Annotated in this window: 13 protein-coding genes and 1 tRNA gene; 2 read left to right on the forward strand and 12 right to left on the reverse strand. The window is 68.8% G+C overall.

Translation table 11 applies throughout. The features are described from left to right. Positions 1 to 10: 10 nt before the first annotated feature. Positions 11 to 1,336, reverse strand: coding sequence for a leucine-rich repeat-containing protein kinase family protein (locus QZM67_RS06125; RefSeq protein ID WP_301801255.1), 1,326 nt, complete (start codon positions 1,334 to 1,336; stop codon positions 11 to 13). A 141-nt stretch (positions 1,337 to 1,477) separates the two neighbouring features. On the opposite strand from QZM67_RS06125, the gene QZM67_RS06130 reads away from it, so the two are divergent. After that, positions 1,478 to 1,562 (forward strand) — tRNA-Leu (locus tag QZM67_RS06130). A 305-nt stretch (positions 1,563 to 1,867) separates the two neighbouring features. Here the strand turns inward: QZM67_RS06130 and QZM67_RS06135 are convergent. From QZM67_RS06135 to QZM67_RS06170, 8 genes are all read right to left on the reverse strand, one after another. Further along, positions 1,868 to 2,287 carry a biopolymer transporter ExbD gene (locus tag QZM67_RS06135; protein WP_175021302.1) on the reverse strand — a complete coding sequence of 140 codons (420 nt, stop codon included), beginning with the start codon at positions 2,285 to 2,287 and terminating at the stop codon, positions 1,868 to 1,870. 9 nt (positions 2,288 to 2,296) lie between these two features. Beyond that, positions 2,297 to 2,719: a biopolymer transporter ExbD gene (locus QZM67_RS06140; protein WP_122947760.1), complete on the reverse strand. Its 423-nt coding sequence runs from the start codon at positions 2,717 to 2,719 to the stop codon at positions 2,297 to 2,299. Between the two features lie 12 nt (positions 2,720 to 2,731). Beyond that, positions 2,732 to 3,631: a MotA/TolQ/ExbB proton channel family protein gene (locus QZM67_RS06145; protein ID WP_301801257.1), complete on the reverse strand. Its 900-nt coding sequence runs from the start codon at positions 3,629 to 3,631 to the stop codon at positions 2,732 to 2,734. A gap of 69 nt (positions 3,632 to 3,700) precedes the next feature. Continuing rightward, positions 3,701 to 4,378 carry an energy transducer TonB gene (locus QZM67_RS06150; protein WP_301801258.1) on the reverse strand — a complete coding sequence of 226 codons (678 nt, stop codon included), beginning with the start codon at positions 4,376 to 4,378 and terminating at the stop codon, positions 3,701 to 3,703. 25 nt (positions 4,379 to 4,403) lie between these two features. Continuing rightward, positions 4,404 to 6,740: a TonB-dependent receptor gene (locus QZM67_RS06155; protein ID WP_175021299.1), complete on the reverse strand. Its 2,337-nt coding sequence runs from the start codon at positions 6,738 to 6,740 to the stop codon at positions 4,404 to 4,406. Positions 6,741 to 7,064: 324 nt separating this feature from the next. Then, complete coding sequence (locus QZM67_RS06160; RefSeq protein WP_175021298.1) at positions 7,065 to 8,381, reverse strand: MFS transporter; 1,317 nt, start codon at positions 8,379 to 8,381, stop codon at positions 7,065 to 7,067. Positions 8,382 to 8,553: 172 nt separating this feature from the next. After that, the gene (locus QZM67_RS06165; protein WP_301801259.1) at positions 8,554 to 10,029 is read right to left on the reverse strand and encodes a M81 family metallopeptidase; all 1,476 of its coding nucleotides are present in this window, start codon (positions 10,027 to 10,029) and stop codon (positions 8,554 to 8,556) included. Positions 10,030 to 10,215: 186 nt separating this feature from the next. Next, entirely contained in the window at positions 10,216 to 11,661 is a 1,446-nt protein-coding gene (locus tag QZM67_RS06170; RefSeq protein WP_301801261.1) for a serine hydrolase, read from the reverse strand. A 350-nt stretch (positions 11,662 to 12,011) separates the two neighbouring features. On the opposite strand from QZM67_RS06170, the gene QZM67_RS06175 reads away from it, so the two are divergent. Further along, the gene (locus QZM67_RS06175; RefSeq protein ID WP_301801262.1) at positions 12,012 to 13,190 is read left to right on the forward strand and encodes an alpha/beta fold hydrolase; all 1,179 of its coding nucleotides are present in this window, start codon (positions 12,012 to 12,014) and stop codon (positions 13,188 to 13,190) included. 17 nt (positions 13,191 to 13,207) lie between these two features. Here the strand turns inward: QZM67_RS06175 and QZM67_RS06180 are convergent, their stop codons facing one another. The 3 genes from QZM67_RS06180 to QZM67_RS06190 all read right to left on the reverse strand — a co-directional run bounded on the left by QZM67_RS06180 (position 13,208) and on the right by QZM67_RS06190 (position 17,268). Beyond that, on the reverse strand, positions 13,208 to 14,281 hold the full coding sequence (locus QZM67_RS06180) for an AraC family transcriptional regulator (RefSeq protein WP_175021294.1): 1,074 nt from the start codon (positions 14,279 to 14,281) through the stop codon (positions 13,208 to 13,210). Between the two features lie 208 nt (positions 14,282 to 14,489). Continuing rightward, on the reverse strand, positions 14,490 to 15,734 hold the full coding sequence (locus QZM67_RS06185; protein WP_301801264.1) for a RhtX/FptX family siderophore transporter: 1,245 nt from the start codon (positions 15,732 to 15,734) through the stop codon (positions 14,490 to 14,492). Positions 15,735 to 15,756: 22 nt separating this feature from the next. Beyond that, positions 15,757 to 17,268, reverse strand: a complete 1,512-nt coding sequence (locus QZM67_RS06190; protein ID WP_301801266.1) for a PepSY domain-containing protein — start codon at positions 17,266 to 17,268, stop codon at positions 15,757 to 15,759.

Raw genomic sequence — 17,268 nt, forward strand, 5'->3', positions numbered from 1 at the left:
CGCGCTCCCGTCAGCGTGCGTGCGCGGCCAGCTCGGCCGCGATCTCGCCGAACGACGGCCGCGCCTCGACGTCTTCGTCCAGGCAGGCTACCGCGAGCGCATCGAGCGCCGTCCTGCCGGCCCACGTGCGCGGCTCGCATCGCGCGAGCAACTCGCCGAGCAGATAGCCGAACGCCCGCACCTCGAGCCGTTCGAACCCTGCGCCGCGCGTGCGATCGTTCGCATCGTAGAGCGACGCTGCGCCGAAATCCCCGAGCAGCGCGCCGCCTTCGCCGTCGTGCAGGATGTTGTGCGCGTACAGGTCGCCATGCATGATGCCGCGTGCGTGCAGATGGCCCGCCACCGACGCGATGCCATGCGCGATCCGCATCGCTGCCGCCGGCTCGAATCTCGCGTCGGCCGCATACACGTCGCGCGTGCAGGACGCGAAGCTCGGCGGCCCGGCGAGGTTCGTGAGCGCGGGATCGACCCGCTCCATCACGAGGCCGTGCGTGCCGTCGGGATGCCCGCTCACCTTGCCGATCACCGGGATCATGTTCGGGTGGCGGCCGGCGTGCAGGCACGCGGCCATTTCGCAATCGGGCAGGCCGTCGCTCGTTACCGCCCCCTTGAACAGCTTGACCGCGACCGTCCGTGGCGGATGCCCATCCGCGCGCCACTGCGCGCGGTAAATGACGCCCGACGCGCCCTCGCCCAGCTTCTGCTCGCACGCCAGCGACGCCCAGTCGACGTCCGCGACCTCGGGCCCGGCCGACGCCGCCGCTTCCGGTGCGGTGCCGAACGGGTTGCCTGCGGTGGCAAGCCACGCGAGGCGCGGCAGGCGCAGCAGCCAGTCGGGCAGTTCGTCCAGCCGGTTCGCCGACAGCCGCACCAGTTCGAGCGCGCGGCAAGCGGCCATTTCCGAGGGCAGCGCACGCAACCGGTTGCCCGCGAGCATCAGCTTCTGCAGCCGCGAGCAATCGCCGATGTCGGCGGGCAGTTCGCCGATTGCGTTGTCGGTGAGGATCAGCCAGCGCAGCGCGCGCGGCAACGATCCGCGCGGCACCGTTTGAATCCGGTTCGCCTTGAAACCGATCATGTCGAGCTGCTCGCACGCGCCCAGCACGCCGGGGAACGCGGTGAAGCGGTTACCGGACGCGAACAGGATGCGCAGGCGGTGCAGCCGCGGCAGGTCGTCCGGCAGCGCGGACAACGCATTGCCGGTCAAATCGAGCACTTCGAGCGTATCGGCAAGATCGAAGATCGCGCGCGGGAATTCCGTCAACCCGCACGCGAGCTTGAGTTGCCGTGCGCCGGCGAGTTGCCCGGCCTGCAGTTGTTCGAGGGTGTCTGTCACGCGAAGAAAACGGGTTGCGGTTGCGACGATCGTCGGGTCGATCGCCCGAATTCTACCGGGATCGCCTGCGCGCATCCGACGATCGTGTCACACCCCCTTCACAAACGCGTAACGTCGCGCTAGAATTGCGCCCCTTGCAGTGCCGACGTGGTGAAATTGGTAGACACGCTATCTTGAGGGGGTAGTGGCGAAAGCTGTGCGAGTTCGAGTCTCGCCGTCGGCACCAAATGATGCGCTCCAGCCCGTAAAGTACGGGCCGGCCACGCGCCATCCCTTCCGCAGTGTTCTGCTGTACGCTCCCGTTCGCTGGACTCGCAATCGATTTCGCAGGACTTGCTCCAGCGCGAAACAGACGCAGTCGCGACCTCGCCTCCAGCCGTATCCGTTCTCGAGCACCTCGGTTGCACGAAACACCGCGTGGCGGACGAGAAAGGCGTGCGCCGCGAGCACCTGCCTTCGCAAACGTCTCTCCCGCCGCCAAAGCGATCGCATCGGTCCTCACGCGCACGCCGCCTCGATCGCACGTCGCGCCTACTGCATGTATTGCTCGTTACCCATCAGCCCGATCTTCGTTGCCCCCACGCGCTGCGCGGACGCCAGCACGGCGGCGACGTCGCGATACGGCGCCTGCCGGTCCGGCCGGAGCCGGATCTCGGCCTGCACCGGTTCGGCCGCGACCTGCGCGAGCTTCGCTTCGAGCGCCGCGCGATCGGGCAGGCGTACGCCGTTCCACGACGCCGCACCGTCGGCGGCCACGTCGATCTGCACGATCTCCGGCTTCGCGGCCGGCGGCGCGTCGCCAACCGGCAGATTCATCTTGACCGCATGCATCTGGATCGGAATGGTGATGATCAACATGATCAGCAGGACCAGCATCACGTCGATCAGCGGCGTCGTGTTGATGTCCACCATCACGTCCGGCTCGGTGCCCGACGAAACGTTCATGCCCATGACTGTCTCCTAGCTGCCGCGCGCAGGCGGCTCCGTGATGAACGACACCTTCTCGATGCCCGCCCGTTCGCACGCCACGATCACACGCCCGACGAATTCATAACGTGTGCTTTCGTCGCCGCGCACATGCACGTCCGGCTGCGGCGATTGCCCCGCCACGCCCTTCAGGCGCGCGAGCAACGTCGGCGCATCGACCGGCACTGCATTCCAGAAGAATGCGCCGCGCCGATCGACCGCGATTTCGATACTCGCGGGCTTACTCTGCAACGGCTGTACGGTCTCCTTCGGCAGGTCCACCGGAATCGTGTGCGTCACCACCGGAATCGTGATCAGAAAAATGATGAGCAATACCAACATCACGTCGACGAGCGGCGTCGTGTTGATCTGTGCGATGACCTCGTCGTCATCGTCCTGACGGACACTGATGCCCATGGCCGACCCCGCTCAGTCGACCAGCGACGGCACGCGCGCGCCGTTGCGCTCGGGCCGTTTGCCGCTGGCCAGCACCACGACGTGAAGCTGCGCGCCGAATGCGCGCACCCGCTCCATCACCGCCTTGTTACGACGCACCAGGAAGTTGTAGCCGAGCACCGCGGGTACGGCCACCGCCAGGCCGATCGCGGTCATGATGAGCGCCTCCCCCACCGGCCCCGCGACCTTGTCGATCGACGCCTGACCTGCGACGCCGATCGCGGTCAGCGCATGGTAGATGCCCCACACCGTGCCGAACAGGCCCACGAACGGCGCGGTCGACCCCACCGTGCCGAGAAACGCGAGACCATCCTGCAGGCGGTTCGACACATTGGTCACCGCCCGCTCGACCGACGTGTCGATCCACGTATTGCGATCGACGGCTTCGAGCAGCACCTCGTCGTGATGCTCGCCGGCCTCGATCGCCGTCTCGGCAATGAAGCGGAACGGCGACGCCGGGTCGAGCTGCTGCACGCCTTCCGCGAGTGACGGTGCGGCCCAGAGCTGCGCGTCCGCCCGTTTCGCGCGTCGGTTCGCGCGATACTGCTCGAAGAACTTGGTCACCATGATGTACCAGCTCCCCATCGACATCACGACCAGCAGGATCAGCACGAAACGCGCGACGAAGTCGCCGCCGCGCCACAACGCATCGAGTCCGTAGGGATTGGTGGCGGCGTTCGCCGCGGCAGGCGCCGCCTGCGGTGCGGGACCGGCGACGGCCGGCGCTGCCGGCGCGACGGCGACTGCGCTCGCGACCGGTGCGGCCACCGTGCTCGTCTCGGCTCGCGCGTCCTGCGGCGCGACGAGGACCCCTGCCGTACCGCCGGCAATCATCATGCTGGCCGCGAAAGCGGCGATAAGTTGCTTCGTCATGTCTGCTCCATTGATCGATCTGATTAGGCATCCGGCATCCTGGCTGCCGGCTTTCTGGCGGCGCACCGCTCAGTTCAGGTTGAACGAGAACGGCACCTGCACGCGCACCGCCTGCCCCTGCGAAATACAACTGAATCGCCTCACCGCCGCGAGCGCGGCCCGATCGAGGATCGGGTCGGCGGACTGCGCGACGCGCTCGCCCGACACGCGGCCATCGGCATCGACGATGAACTCCACCAGCACGTTGCCGACGATGTTGTTTTCCAGCGCTTCACGCGGATAGCGCAGCGACGCGCGCACCTGATCCGAATTCGGGCATACGACGCCCACTTCGTGGCTCGGCGCAGCGGGTGCCGCGGGTGCGGCCGGTGCCGGCGCGGAGACTACGGGTGCAGTCGTGTGCGCGAGCGTCGCCTGCGACGACGCCTGAACCGGCACCTCCGGCGGCGGCACGAACATCCGCGCCGGTGGTGCAACCTTCGACGGCAACGCCTTCACGATCGGCTTCGGCGGTGGCGGAGGGGGCGGCGGCGGCTTGACCGGCTCGATGATTCGCACGTCGACCGGATGCTGGACGATCTCCGTCACGCGATTGGCGAGACCGTTCAGCAGCGCGTAGATCAGCGCCGCATGCAGCAGCAGGACGGCCGCGATACCGCCGTAGCGGCGCACGGGATGGCGGCTGGTCTGCCGGAACGGGCGCGGTTGGCCGGCAAGCCTGCGGGCCGGGGCGGAATGCGCAAACATGGAAGCTCCTCGAATCGTCCGCGCGTCAGAACGGCGCGCTCAGTTGCACACCGATCGTGCGTGGCTGGATCACCGACGCCCAGACGTTGCCGCCCAGCGGCACATAGCTCGTATTGGCGGACAGCAGCCCTTCGCGGTTGAACAGGTTCCTGACGAAGAACGACAGGCTCGCGTACCGCAGGTCCACGCCCAACTGGAGATCCGTCACGGCATAGGCGGGCAGGATGAAATCGGGCGAGCCCGTGGCGCCCGCGAAACTCGCATGACGCTCGCCCACGAAGCGCTCGGCGGCACTGGCCGTGGCCGACCATGGGCCGAGCGGGAAACGCCAGCTCGCCCCCAGCGACGCCGCGAACTTCGCGGTGTTCGGCAGCCGGTCGCCCGTGCGCGCACCGACGCTCGGCGCCCCTTCCGTCAGGTACGCGTCGATCGCGGCGAGCGACGCATTGAACGACAGCGCCGACGTCGGCCGCACCACGCCCGATGCCTCGAGGCCCTTGATCCGCGCGTTGCCCGCGTTGACGAGCTGCGCGACGCCGTCCACCGCGCCGTATTGCTGGATGTCGTGCCATTCGATGTCGTAAGCCGACAGCGCGACCGAGACGCGGTTGTCGAACAGATCCGCCTTGTAGCCGATCTCGTAGTTCCACAGCGTGTCGGGCTTGTAGGTGGGATTGCCGGCGATCAGTTGCCCCGTCACCGCGCTGACCGCCATGCTGTTGGGGCCGCCCGGGCGATAGCCGCTCGCGACGCGCGCGTAGACGTTGCTGGTCGGCGTGAGCTTGTAGCTGGCCGTGAACATGTACGTCTTGCTCGTATCCGACGACGCGCCCGGCGCGGACAACGGCGTCGGCACGAGCAGGCCGGACGTCTCCTGCCGGTAGTCCTGGCTGTTGTGCGCGATCCGCATGCCGGCCGTCAGCGCGATGCGCGACGTGGGGTTGTAGGTGACGTCGCCGTAGGCCGCTAACTCCTGGTAACTGCCCGAATAGCCGAGCCGCTCCAGGTCGCCGAGCGAGCGGCCGCCGGCCGTCGCGCGATACACCTGCAACGTGTTGCTGTGCTCGTGGTCGTAGTAGAGGCCGGCGACCCACTCCAGCGTGCGGTTGCCGGGCGATGTCAGCCGCAGCTCCTGCGTCACCTTGTTGGTGCCGACGGTGGAACTGGGCGTGACGGTGCTGACGTCGAGTCCGCCCGCCGCGAGAATCGGCGCATAGAACGGCGTGAAATCGAGCGTCGTGGACGTGCGCAGCGACTGGTACGCGGAAATCGCATTGAGGCGCGCCCAGCCGAAATCGTATTCGGCATTCGCTGTGTAGAACTGATTGCTCTGGTGATACGGTTCCTGCGAATCCTGCAATTTGGTCAGCGCGCCATATGCGGGCCGGCCGTTCATCCCGTAGTCGACGTAGTTCTGGCCGTTGCTGTTGATGTTCTGAAGCGTCGCCGTGAAGCGGAACGTGAGCTTGCGGGTCGGCGTGACGAGCAGCGACGCACGCACGCCGGTGGTGTCGCTCCGGTTGATGCGCGTGCCGGCGGCCGCGCCCGTCGCATCGACGTAACCGCCGTCGTGGTTGTTGAAGGCGGCGATGCGCATGGCGGCGACGTCGGATTTCAGCGGCACGTTCAGCACGACGTTGGTCGTGTTGTTGAGGCCGCCGTGCCAGGTCGACGAAAACATCGTCCCGACGCTGCCGAAAAAGCTCTCGGTATCCGGCTGGTTGGTCACGTATTTCAGCAGGCCGCCCATCGCGCCCGCGCCATACAACGTCCCCTGCGGCCCGAACAGGATCTCGATGTGATTCAGGTCGAGCAGGCCCATGTCCAGGGCCAGCGCGGCCCCGCCACCCGACACGGTGTTCGAGCCGAGCGGCGTATCGTCGACATACACGCCCACGGTCGGCCCGACGTCCTTGCCGGCCGTCACGCCGCGCATCGAGATCGTGCCCTGGCCCGGACCGCCGCCGCTGTTGAAACCGACGCCCGGCTGCGTCGACAGGTAGTCGCTCAGCTTCGTGGCGCCCGACTTCTGCAGCGCATCGCTCGACAGCGTGTCGACCTTCATCGGCACCTCGCGCGCCGGCTCGCGACGCCGGTTGGCCGTCACCTCGACGGAATTGAGCGTGATCGCCGCACCGCCGGCGCGACCTTTGGCGCTGGCATTGCCGTCGCGATCCGTACCGGGCGCCGCGCGCTCCGTGGTGGCGGCGGCGGGCGGCAACGTACCGGCACCTGGCTGTGCGGGCTCGGTCTGTGCGCACGCATCCGATGCGGCGAGAAACATCCGCATCACGGTCACGGCAACCAGCGTCCGCCTGAAGATCGTCGACTCCGCTGCGACCCCGCCCTTCTTGCTTGCCATCTGCGACTCCTCTTGTCTGTCTGAATGTGAGCGGACCTGTCGGTCTTCCGATGCGGTCCCGCATGCGAACCGCCCGCCCGAATGACTCCAAGGTAAGCAGCCAAATCGGCCGCTGCTTTTGCGAAACGCCGAAAAACATTGGCTACCGTCCTCGGCTGCCGACGCGCCGAAAAACGCGCGCAACGAAGCCGCGGGCGCGGGCGACGCGCCGCCGGACCACGCGGCAATCGAACGGGATGCGGGAGCAGGAAAACGACACGCGCCTTCCGTGCGTGAGTTCGCACGGAAGGCGCGGCAGCGGCGGGAGAAAGGCGTACGGCGGCGTTAAAGCGCCTGCGCGCCGATTTCGCAGTGCGGTTCGAAGCGCGTGCGGAAGGTACGCAACACGAGACCCAGCAGGATCACGCTGAAGACGGCGGCCGGCACGCCGAGCCAGACGATCCCCTTGAGCAGCGCGTACGGCGTGCCGTCGAGGGCATCGGATATCGCGCCGACGGAAGGCACGGACATCGCCTGAAATGCGTAGGTGACGAGCGACGACGTGCCGACGACCCGCCCGCGCAAATGCGGCGGCGCGATGTCCTGCAACAAGGTTGGCGTCAGTGCCGCGCCGGCGATATAGGCGGCGATGATGCCGATCATGCAGGCGAGCAGCATCGCCGCGCTCGTCGCGAACGACAGCATCAGCAGCAGCAACGCGGCCAGCAGCGCCATCGCGCAGCCGATCGCGACCGGCAGCAGCCGGCCCCAGCGCGCGCGCAGGCATCGCACGGCCACCACGCTCGCCAGCAAGCCGAGCGCCGAACCGCCGCCCACCGCGATGCCGCTGTACAACCCCGAGCGGGCGACGTCGACGTGAAAGTCGCGGATCAGCGACACCGGCGCCCAGCCCAGGATTGCCCCCACGTAGAAGGCCGCCATCGCATAGCCGACGATCAGGCACGCCAGCATCGCGCCCGAGCGCCGCCAGTAATGCGCAAGCGTCTCCTGCGCACGTTCGTGCAGGTCGGCCGTGCCGCCGCGCGGCGGATGCCCGACCAGCGCGAACAAGCCCGCGACGACCGGCCCCGGGATCGCGACGAGCAGGAACGCGAGCCGCCAGGGTTCGATCGACAGCGCGTGCGCGAACGGCGCGGCCACGCTGAAGATCGCGCCGGCGCCCGCGATCCCGAGCCCCGCGCCGAACAGCGCGACCGCGAAGAAGATCGTGTTCGCCGCCGTGCGCAGCGCCGGCGGAAACAGGTCCGGCAGCATGCTGTAGACGACCGGCCCGAGCCCCGCCTCGCCCACCGCGAGCGTCAGCGTGCAGAGGAACAGCATCCAGCCTTGCGTGACGAGGCCGCAGAGCGCCGTGCCCGCGCTCCACACGAGCACGCAGGCAACGAGCAGCCAGCGCCGGTCGACCCGGTCCGTCAGCCAGCCGAGCAGCGGCGACGCCAACGCCCCGAACAGGATGGGGCCGAAGCCGACGATCGCGCCCAGGCTGGTGTCGCTGAGCTGGAGGTCACGCTTGAGCGGCTCGACGGCGAGCGTCAGCATCTGACGGTCGGTGATGCCGAGTATCGCGGCCAGCGCGAGCACGGCCAGCGCGAACCACGCGCGTGACAACGACGGCGATCCCCCGGTGATTTCATTACGCACGCTGCGCCTCCTGCGCTGACGATGCTGCCTGCCCGGCCGACACCGGGCTCATTGGCGGCCGGCCGCAAAAGCCAGCCTGCAGACGATAGCCGCTCGACGGCGGCGAAACTTTCGCGGACGGCCGGCATCGTTCAGCCGGCGTCCGCGCGACTGCCCGATGGAACGGGCCGGATCAGACCGCGATTTCGTCGAACGGCCACATCGGGCGCGTCAGGCGTGCGTAATCGTCGACCCTGAAATCGAGACTCAGCGAACCCGGCGTGTCGCAGTAGTAGATGGCGCGCGCCAGCGGGCCGAACAGCGCCTGGAAATGCTGCGTCGACTTCACCACGACGGCCCGGCAACGCCGGAGGTCGACGCCGAGATCGAAAAAGCAGCTCGGGCTGTAGGTCTGCTGCCGGACGGAGTTGACCACCACGAGTACGCCGTCGACGTCCAGTACCGCGGACAGGCCCAGGCCCGGCCCCGGAAACTTGAACGTCTCGTCGTGCTGCGCCAGCCCCTCTTCGACCGCCACGACCCGCGCGACCACGTCGAGCGGGCGGCCCGCGCGCGGGCCGCTCTTGCCGCCGAGGCGCAGCTCGATCGTCGCGCCCACGCCGGCATCGCGCGCGAACACCGCCGCGACGGGATCCCACATCATGCCGATCGCCACCTCGCGCAGCCCGCGCTCGAGGATGGCCTCGAGGATGAAGGTGGAATCGGAGCCGGCGCCGCCGCCCGGGTTGTCGGCCGTGTCGGCAATCACGAACGGTAGGCCCGACGCGTCGGGCGGCGTCGCTTCGATCTCGTCGAGAATGCGTGCGATCGGCAGGCGCAGCGCATGCGTCTCGTCGCGCACGGCCACGAAGCCGCGCGCCAGTTCGCGCGCATGCGTGCGGGCCGCACCGGGATTGCCGTCGCTCACCACCAGCACCCCGGCGCCGGTATCGGGAAAGTCGGACCACGGGAATCCGTGGATCAGCGACACCGACAGGATCCCGTCGCGCCCCTCCCGATCCATCGCGTCCTGGTTGAGTTGCGCCATGCGCGGTTCGGTCGTGAAGAACATGCCGAGCATCGGTACGCGTTCGAAGTGCATCGTCGGCCGGATCTCGCCGCGCGCGGTGCGTTCGGCAAGATCGATCAGGTCGACCGCCCGTTCGTCGAAGTCGATGTGCGGATAGTGCTTGCACGCCAGCAGGATGTCGCCATGATCGAGCATCGCACGCGTGACGTTGGCATGCAGGTCCAGCTCGACACCGATCACGACGTCGGGGCCGACGAGCGCGCGCGTCTTCGCCAGCAGATCGCCCTCGCAATCGTCGTACCCCTGCGCCATCTGCGCGCCGTGCAACAGATACAACACGATGTCGACCGGCTGCGCGGCGCGCAGCCCGTCCAGGATCTCGTCGCGCAGCGTTTCATAGTCCTGCTTCGAACAGGGCGCGCCCGGTTCGGCGAACGCGAAGATCGATGCGCTCACCTCGTGGCCGCGTGCGCGCGCCTCGCGCACGAACGTGCCGTAGCCGACGAGTTCGTCCGCCTGCCCGTCGGGCACACCGCCGGCCGGACGGTACAGCGTGCGTTCCTCGAACGAGTGCAGGCTGGTAGGAATCGGGGAAAAGCTATTGGTCTCGTGCGCAAGCGCCGCAACGAAGATACGCATGGTCACTCCTGCTCGGGTTTGAAATATCGGTCGACAACACGCGCCCGGACGGGCACGCGGATTTCGCGGTCGCGCCGGCACCTGCCGGCTAACCGTCGATACAATTTGCATGACGAAACAATTTCGTTTCACTGGATCAGGTGGCGTGCACGCGTCGCAGTGGAACGGTGTCCGCCCGAGGGCGCGTCAGCCCTCTCGGCGCAGATAGCGCAGGCGTGTATGCACGCCGTGAGGCCGGTCGCCATCGCCGCGGAAGGACACGAGCGACAGCCGCCCGTTGATGCCGCACAGCTGCGCATCGGAGGTGCCTGGCGGCGCGAACAGATCTTCGGCCAGCGGCGCCAGTTCGAGGACGTAGGTCGAGCCGCCGTCGAATGCATAGCGGGTTTCGCCGTCGCCCGTTTCCACGCCGCCGCTCGGCCACAACATGGCCCGCCGGCTATCGGCGTCCATCTCGGTCCAGTACGCTTCGACCGACAGCCGCTCGTTGCCCGCCACCGATGCGAGGCGCATCGGATAGTGCCGATAGCCACCGGCATAACGGGACAGCGGCCGGCTCGACGCCCCGCGCTCGAACGGCATGACGGCCTCGTGCCCGAGGTGCGCGAGCGTCGCGAGCAGCACCTGGTCGTGCAACGCGTTGGCGCCCGGGCCCGTGCCGGCGGTAAATACCACGAGATCGAGTTCGGGGCAGACCGCGAAGCTCGACGTCGTGCCATACGTCGTACCGCCATGCCAGTACACGGTCGCGCCGCTCACCGGCACCTTCCACCAGCCGACGCAGATCGGCGGCACGCACGGGCGCCCCGCATCGAAGGTCACGGCCTGCATGGCCGCGACCGTCTCCGGCGCGAGGATCCGCGCGCCGTCGATCGAGCCGCCGGCCAGATGCATGCGCCCGTACGCGAGCATGTCGCGCACCGTCGAAATCGGGGTCGACCCGGCGCCCGCCAGCGACGGCGGCAACAGATACGCACGCGTGGCCTGCAGCTCGCCGCTCGCCGCGTTCGCGAACACGCCCACCGCATGACGATGCAGGATCGCCTGCTCGGCCGACGTGCACGACTCGTTCATTCCGCACGGACGAAACAGCGTTTCTTCGAGCACCTGGTTGTACGGCTTGCCGGACAGCACTTCGATCAGCCGCGCGGCAACCACGAAGCCGGCGTTCGAATAGTGGATCGTCTCGCCCGGTTCGAACAGCGTCCCGAAACCGGCCAGCCGCTCGACGAAATCGCGGGTCGCGCCCGTGCCGGCTTCGGTCATCGGGCTGAAGCTGTCGGCATCGATGCCGTTCGTGTGATTGAGCAAATGGCGCACGCTCAGGCGTTGCGCGTGGGCCGGATCGGCCAGCGTAAACGACGGCAGATGCGCGACGACCGGATCGTCGAGGCCGACATGCCCCGCCTCGACGTAACGCATCAGCAGGTGCGCCGTCATCACTTTGGTTACCGAACCGATCTGCAAGCGCGTATCGACGGTCATCTCCGCGCCCGTGTTCAGGTTCGCGATGCCGCGCGCCAGTTCGATCTGTTCGCCGCGGTGCCAGACGCCGGCGACATAGCCGGCCGTGGCCGGGCCGGCCACGGCGTTCGCAAGCAGGTCGTCTAGCTGGTGCCTCAGGATTTGCATAGCCGGATTCCATGGTAAGAGGATGGACGTCGCCGGGCGCCGCGACAGCAAGCGCGGCCGGCACGCATGTCGCCAATGTAACGGCGTTCCACCCTGCATCCTTTTGCCAGCGGCCGGAATGCTTTTGCGTGCGACTGTCGCTCGCGTGCCCGACGCGCGCCGCCACCGCCGGTCGCCCGCGTCGCATGCACGCGGCACCGAGATGCGCGAAAGCGCGGAGGCACGCGACAATTCCCCGGCGGACGGCGAAAGCGCGCCATCCATGCGTCGGGTATGGTGTGAAGTCCATCGGACGGCTCGCCATGACGCGTCGCCGTTTCTTCACGTACTGGCGGAATCGGGGAATTCCAATGTTCAAATGGCTTCCGGCCTTCCTGAGCCGCGACTGGGCGGGCCTGCCCATCGCGTTCGCGATCGGCGTCGCGGGCGCCGGGCTCGCCTGCACCGGCCTGCCCGTGCCGGGCGGCATCCTGCTCGCCACCGGCATCGCGCTCGCGGCCGGCGCGCTCCATCACCTCGCGTACCTGGCCCGCTTGCGCAAGGCCTGCCCGCCGCCGGGCCAGCTCGTGGACGTCGGCGGCCATCGCATCCACGTCCTCGCGGAAGGCCGCGCGAACGACCTGCCGCCGGTCGTCTGGATGTCGGGCGCGCACATGGGCGGCCTCGTCCTGCATCACCTGCATCTGGCATTGCGCGACACGACGCGCTCGATCCTGATCGACCGGCCCGGCAGCGGCTGGAGCGACGCCGGCCCGTATCCGCGCTCGACCGCGCGCGAAGCGGAGGAAGTGGCCGAAGCGTTGCACCGCGCCGGCGAACGCGGGCCGTTCGTGTTCGTCGGGCATTCGTTCGGCGGCCTGCTCGTCGCCAACCTCGTGCGCCGCCATCCGCATCTCGCCTGCGGCCTCGTGCTGCTCGACGCAACCCATCCCGACTTCTTCAACTACGCACCGCCGTGCCTGCGCCCCACCGCCATGACGGTGGCCGGCAACCTGAGCGGCCTGCTGCATCTGTTCGGTATCCATATCGATCTCGTCGACGTGCTGGGCCGCCGCCAGCCCGCCGTCAAGCGATTGCTCGAGCTCGTCGAGAGCCGGCTCGCCGAGGCGCTGGCGCTGGGCGCCACGCGCATCGAGATGCATGCGCGTGCCGGCTTCAGCGCCGCGTCCAGCCTCGCCGAACTGGGTGTCGCGCGCAGCCCGCTCGCCGGCTTCGACACGCTGGTTCACGACGGCGAACTCGGCGACCTGCCGGTGTTCGTCGTCACCCCGCGCGACGCGTCGGAGATGCGGCCCGAACAAGCCACCGAGCAACACAAGCTATATCGCCGCATGGGCGTGGACGAAGCCGGCTTCGAGCGCTATCTCGCGCTGATGACCGCGTCGCGCGCCCGCTATGTGTCGACGTCGTCGCGAAGCGAGCTGATCCACGCGCCGGCGGGCGACGGGCACAATTTCCCGTACGAATCGCCGGACTTCGTGGTGCAGGTGGTCGGCCGCATGCTGCGCATGCGCGCGTACGTCGCCTGACGCACGCGCACCGCCGCTCAATCGATGGTCGACACGCGGTCGGCCATCACCGCCCCGCCGCGCGCACGCAACTCGCGCGGCGACATGCCGAAGCGTTTCTGGATGGCGACGGAGAAGCTGCTCGGATGGTTGTAGCCCACTGCATACGCGACGTCGGTGACCGGCACGCCCGGCTCGCGCAGGAGTCGCAGCGCCTGCTGCATGCGCAGCTCGTGCGCGTATTCGTGCACGCTCTTGCCGAGCAGCGTGCGAAATCCCGCGCACAGGCTGCTGCGGCTCAATCCGACCTGCCGCGACAGCACATCGAGCGAAGGCGGTGCCGCAAAATGCTCCTGCAATACCATCTGTGCTTTCGACACCGCACGCCGCGTCATGCGGCTCACTTCGCCGTGGCCGGCTTCGTCATCGGCGTGGCGCGAGGCATCGGATACCGAATCGATTGCGCGCGCCACGATCTCGAGGCTGCGTCCGTGCAGATAGATCGACCGGCTGCGGCCGTCGAGCGAGCAGTCGCCGATGTCCCGCATGCACTCGAACAGCGCCGCTGAAATCGGCCCTGCATGCACGAACGATTCCGTCAACGTGCCTTCGACGAAATGTCGCAACGGCACCGGCAGCGCCTCTTCCGCGCCGGCATAGAGCGCGCTGAGCGCATTGCGGTGCAGGCAAATGCTCGTCACCTGATGATGTCCGCGCTCGGTCACGTCGCCCGCCGGCATGCCATCGGGCTCGGCGACCAGCACCATCGACGGGCCGTCGAGGCTGATCTCGCGCCCGCCCACCGCATACGACGCCGCCCCGCTACGACCGATGCGGATGCGCAACGTGTTCTGTCCGCGCGTGCGCCGCCGCACCACGCCCGCGAAACTGACGTCGACGGAGGTCATCCAGAAAGCCGGCGATTGCGCGTGAAATTCGGTCTGGCCGTCCGCATACGCGTTCGCATATTCGACGCGATAGTGATGCCCGTTGCCGATCTGTCGGATCACCGTGGACGGGAAGTCCGGCACCGACGGATTCGCGGGCGGCACGGCCAGATCGCGACTCAGCGAATCGTAATCGAGGTACGGGGAATAGAGGTTCTGCAACATCGGCGCGGGACTCCGGTGGCTGCCCGCATCCGGCCCGGAAGCGGGGCGCGATTCTCACGATCGCGGCAACGCTCCCTTATATCAAGCCGGAAAACCCACGCAAAGAACATGTTTACCCCCGCATCCGGCCGCTGCCGGCCCGTCGGCGGACGCGGCCAGCCGAGTCGATGCGCGACGCCGCGGCCCGCCATTCAGCGCTCACGCGCCGCTATGCAAGCACGTCGCCGGCCACCCCGCGCTGCGCCGCCTCCCGCCGCCGCAGCCGCATCGCGATCAACGCGGCACACACCGCCAGCGCCGCACCGGCCAGAAACCCGCCCGTGTACCCCACCTTCGCGGTGAGCGACAGGATCGTCGACGACGCGATCAGCTCGCCGAGATCGCGCGTGCTCTGCACGGCCGTCACGTCGGTGCCGGCCTGGTCGCTGCCGCCCGCGAAGCGCATGCCGGCCGTCATGATCGATACCGACGTGATCCCGGTCGCCAGCGACCCGAGTACCGTGCACAGCCATGCCCACGACGGCGACACCGGCAGCCACCCGCTCGCCTGCGCGAACCACAGCAGCGCGGCGGCGCCCGCACAGCTCACGCCGGCCGTAAACGCACGCCACAACCCGAGCCGCCTGACGAGCCACGCGCCGCCGCCGCAACCGAGCACGACCGTCACGATGCCGCCGGCCATCCCGAGTTTCCCGATCGCGTCGAGTGTCCAGCCCGCGTCGTTGAGAAACAGCTTCGACAGGCCGAAGCCCGATACGGCCGTCATCGCCGACAGCAGCGCGAGCGACAGCAGCGACCACGAACGCGGCCGCTTTGCGAAGCGCACGAGGCTCGCGTTGTGTTCGGCCTGCACGCGTGCGCGATCCGCATCGCGCGGCAGCACCCACAGCACGCACGCGAGGCTCGCGAGCGGCACGGCGGCCAGCGCGAGAAACGCGGCGCGCTGGCCGAACAGGCCGATCAGCGTCAACGTGCCGGCGCCGCCGCCGAAGAAGCCGATCATCACGCCCGCGATCTGGATCGCGTTGATCTTCGCCAGCGTGTCGCCGCTGAAGTGCTCGGCGGCCATCCCGTCGTTCGCGATGTCCTGCGTCGCGCTCGCGAGCGACGCGACGGCCAGCAGGCCGACCGCCCACCCGGCCGTCGCGACCGTCATGCCGATCTGCGCGAGGCTGCCGAGGCACAGCACGACGAGCATCTGCATCGGCAGCATCCAGCTGCGCCGCCGACCGATGCGCGGCGACCAGCGGTTGTCGACGACGGGCGCCCACAGGAATTTCACGACCCACGGCAATCCGACGAGCGGCAGGAACGCCAGCGCGTGAAGCGGCGCGCCGTCGTGGCGCAGCAGGGTCGGCATCGCGTCCATCGCGATGCCGATCGGGATTCCCTGTGACAGGTAAAGCAGCGTGATCGTGATGACCAGGCGGCGATGTTCGAGCAGATCGCGCATCGAAGTCTCCAGTTGCATGACATTAAAAAGGTTCGGCGCCGGCCGGCACGCGCGCGGGCCGCATCGCGTCGCGGCGCGGACGGCGCGCGGCACGCAGCAGCAATGCGCCGAATGCGACGAGTGCCACGTCGATCGGCCAGTACACGGGTGCGCCCGCGCCGAGCAGCGCGATCGCGCAATGCACCGCGCCGGCCAGCCCGTACGCGGTGCCGGCCGCACGCATCAGCCTGCGCAGCCAGGCCGCGCGATCGGCCACGCAGGCAGCAAGCGCGACTGCGCCGCCCCACACGGCCCAGAACAACGTTGCGAGCACATGGTCGACGTGCACGCCATCGGGCAACGCACGCCCGGCGAGCAGCAGCACGCCACCCGCGAGCACGAGCCCGCCGCAGGTGCCGACGGCAACCGCGGCCAGCACGTTCGCGGAGCGATCGTGCTGCGCACGCCGCCGCTCGATCCACAGATGCAGCCCCGTCGCGCAGAGCGCGCACGCGGCGAGCCCCATCAGGAAATGCACGACGCGCAGCACGCCGCCCATCGCCCCCACCCAGCCGTATTGCGCGAAGTGCAGCGGCTGCACCGCGATGAACGCACGCAGCCAGAAACCACGGCCGCGCGACGTGGCATCCGCGAGCCATTGCCCGTCCACCGCGCGATACAGGTGACGCTCGAACACGGCCGTACTCGGCAGGCCGGCAGTCGTGCCGGCAATCTCGACGCGCGCGTTCGCATCGTCCCAGCGATGCAGCACGACGGCTTCGCGCCGGAAATCCGGCACGCGCGCCGCGTCGCGCCGCAGCAGCGCATCGAGATCGGGCGCGCGTTGCCACGCGCCGCCAGCTGCGGCAGGGGGCGGCCCGCCGAGCAGTTCGGCGAACGCGCGCTGCGGCTGCCCCGGATACGCGACACCCGCGAGCGACACCGTGCCGAGCGCGCCGAGCCCCGACAACGCGCCGGTGAATGCGAACAGCACGAGCCACGGCGAGCCCCACAGGCCGATCCACGCGTGCAGGTCGAACAGCGCGGCGCGCAACCCTTTGCCGAGCCGGATACGCGCCGCATCGGGCCAGCGCCGGCGATGCACGATCACCCCCGCGACGATGAGCACGAGCAGCACGATCCCCCACAGGCTCACGAAGATCCGCCCGGGAAAACCGGCGAACAGCGTCTTGTGCAACGTGACGAGCAATGCCGCGCGCCCGCCGTCGGCCAGCCGCTCGCCGGTCGCCGGGTCGAGCGCCAGCGTGCACGCCTGGCGCGCGTCGCAAAAGCGGATTGCCGGATCGTCCGGCTGCGGCAGCACGATGCGCGCATCGCGCAGCGGCACGCCGAGTGCCGCCGCGCGTGCGACGAGTTCATCAAGCGGCAGTGACGGCCGTGCGACGGCGACCGGCGGCGGCCGCCACCAGCCCTGCATCGAATCGGTCGCGAGACTCCAGGTGCCGCTGAACAGCACGACGAACAGCACCACACCGAACAACGCACCGGCACCGCGATGCAGCGCACGCCAGCGCGAACGCAATGAAGCGTCCAT

This window comes from Burkholderia sp. AU45251 (assembly GCF_030482905.1).
GTDB classification, from domain to species: domain Bacteria; phylum Pseudomonadota; class Gammaproteobacteria; order Burkholderiales; family Burkholderiaceae; genus Burkholderia; species Burkholderia aenigmatica.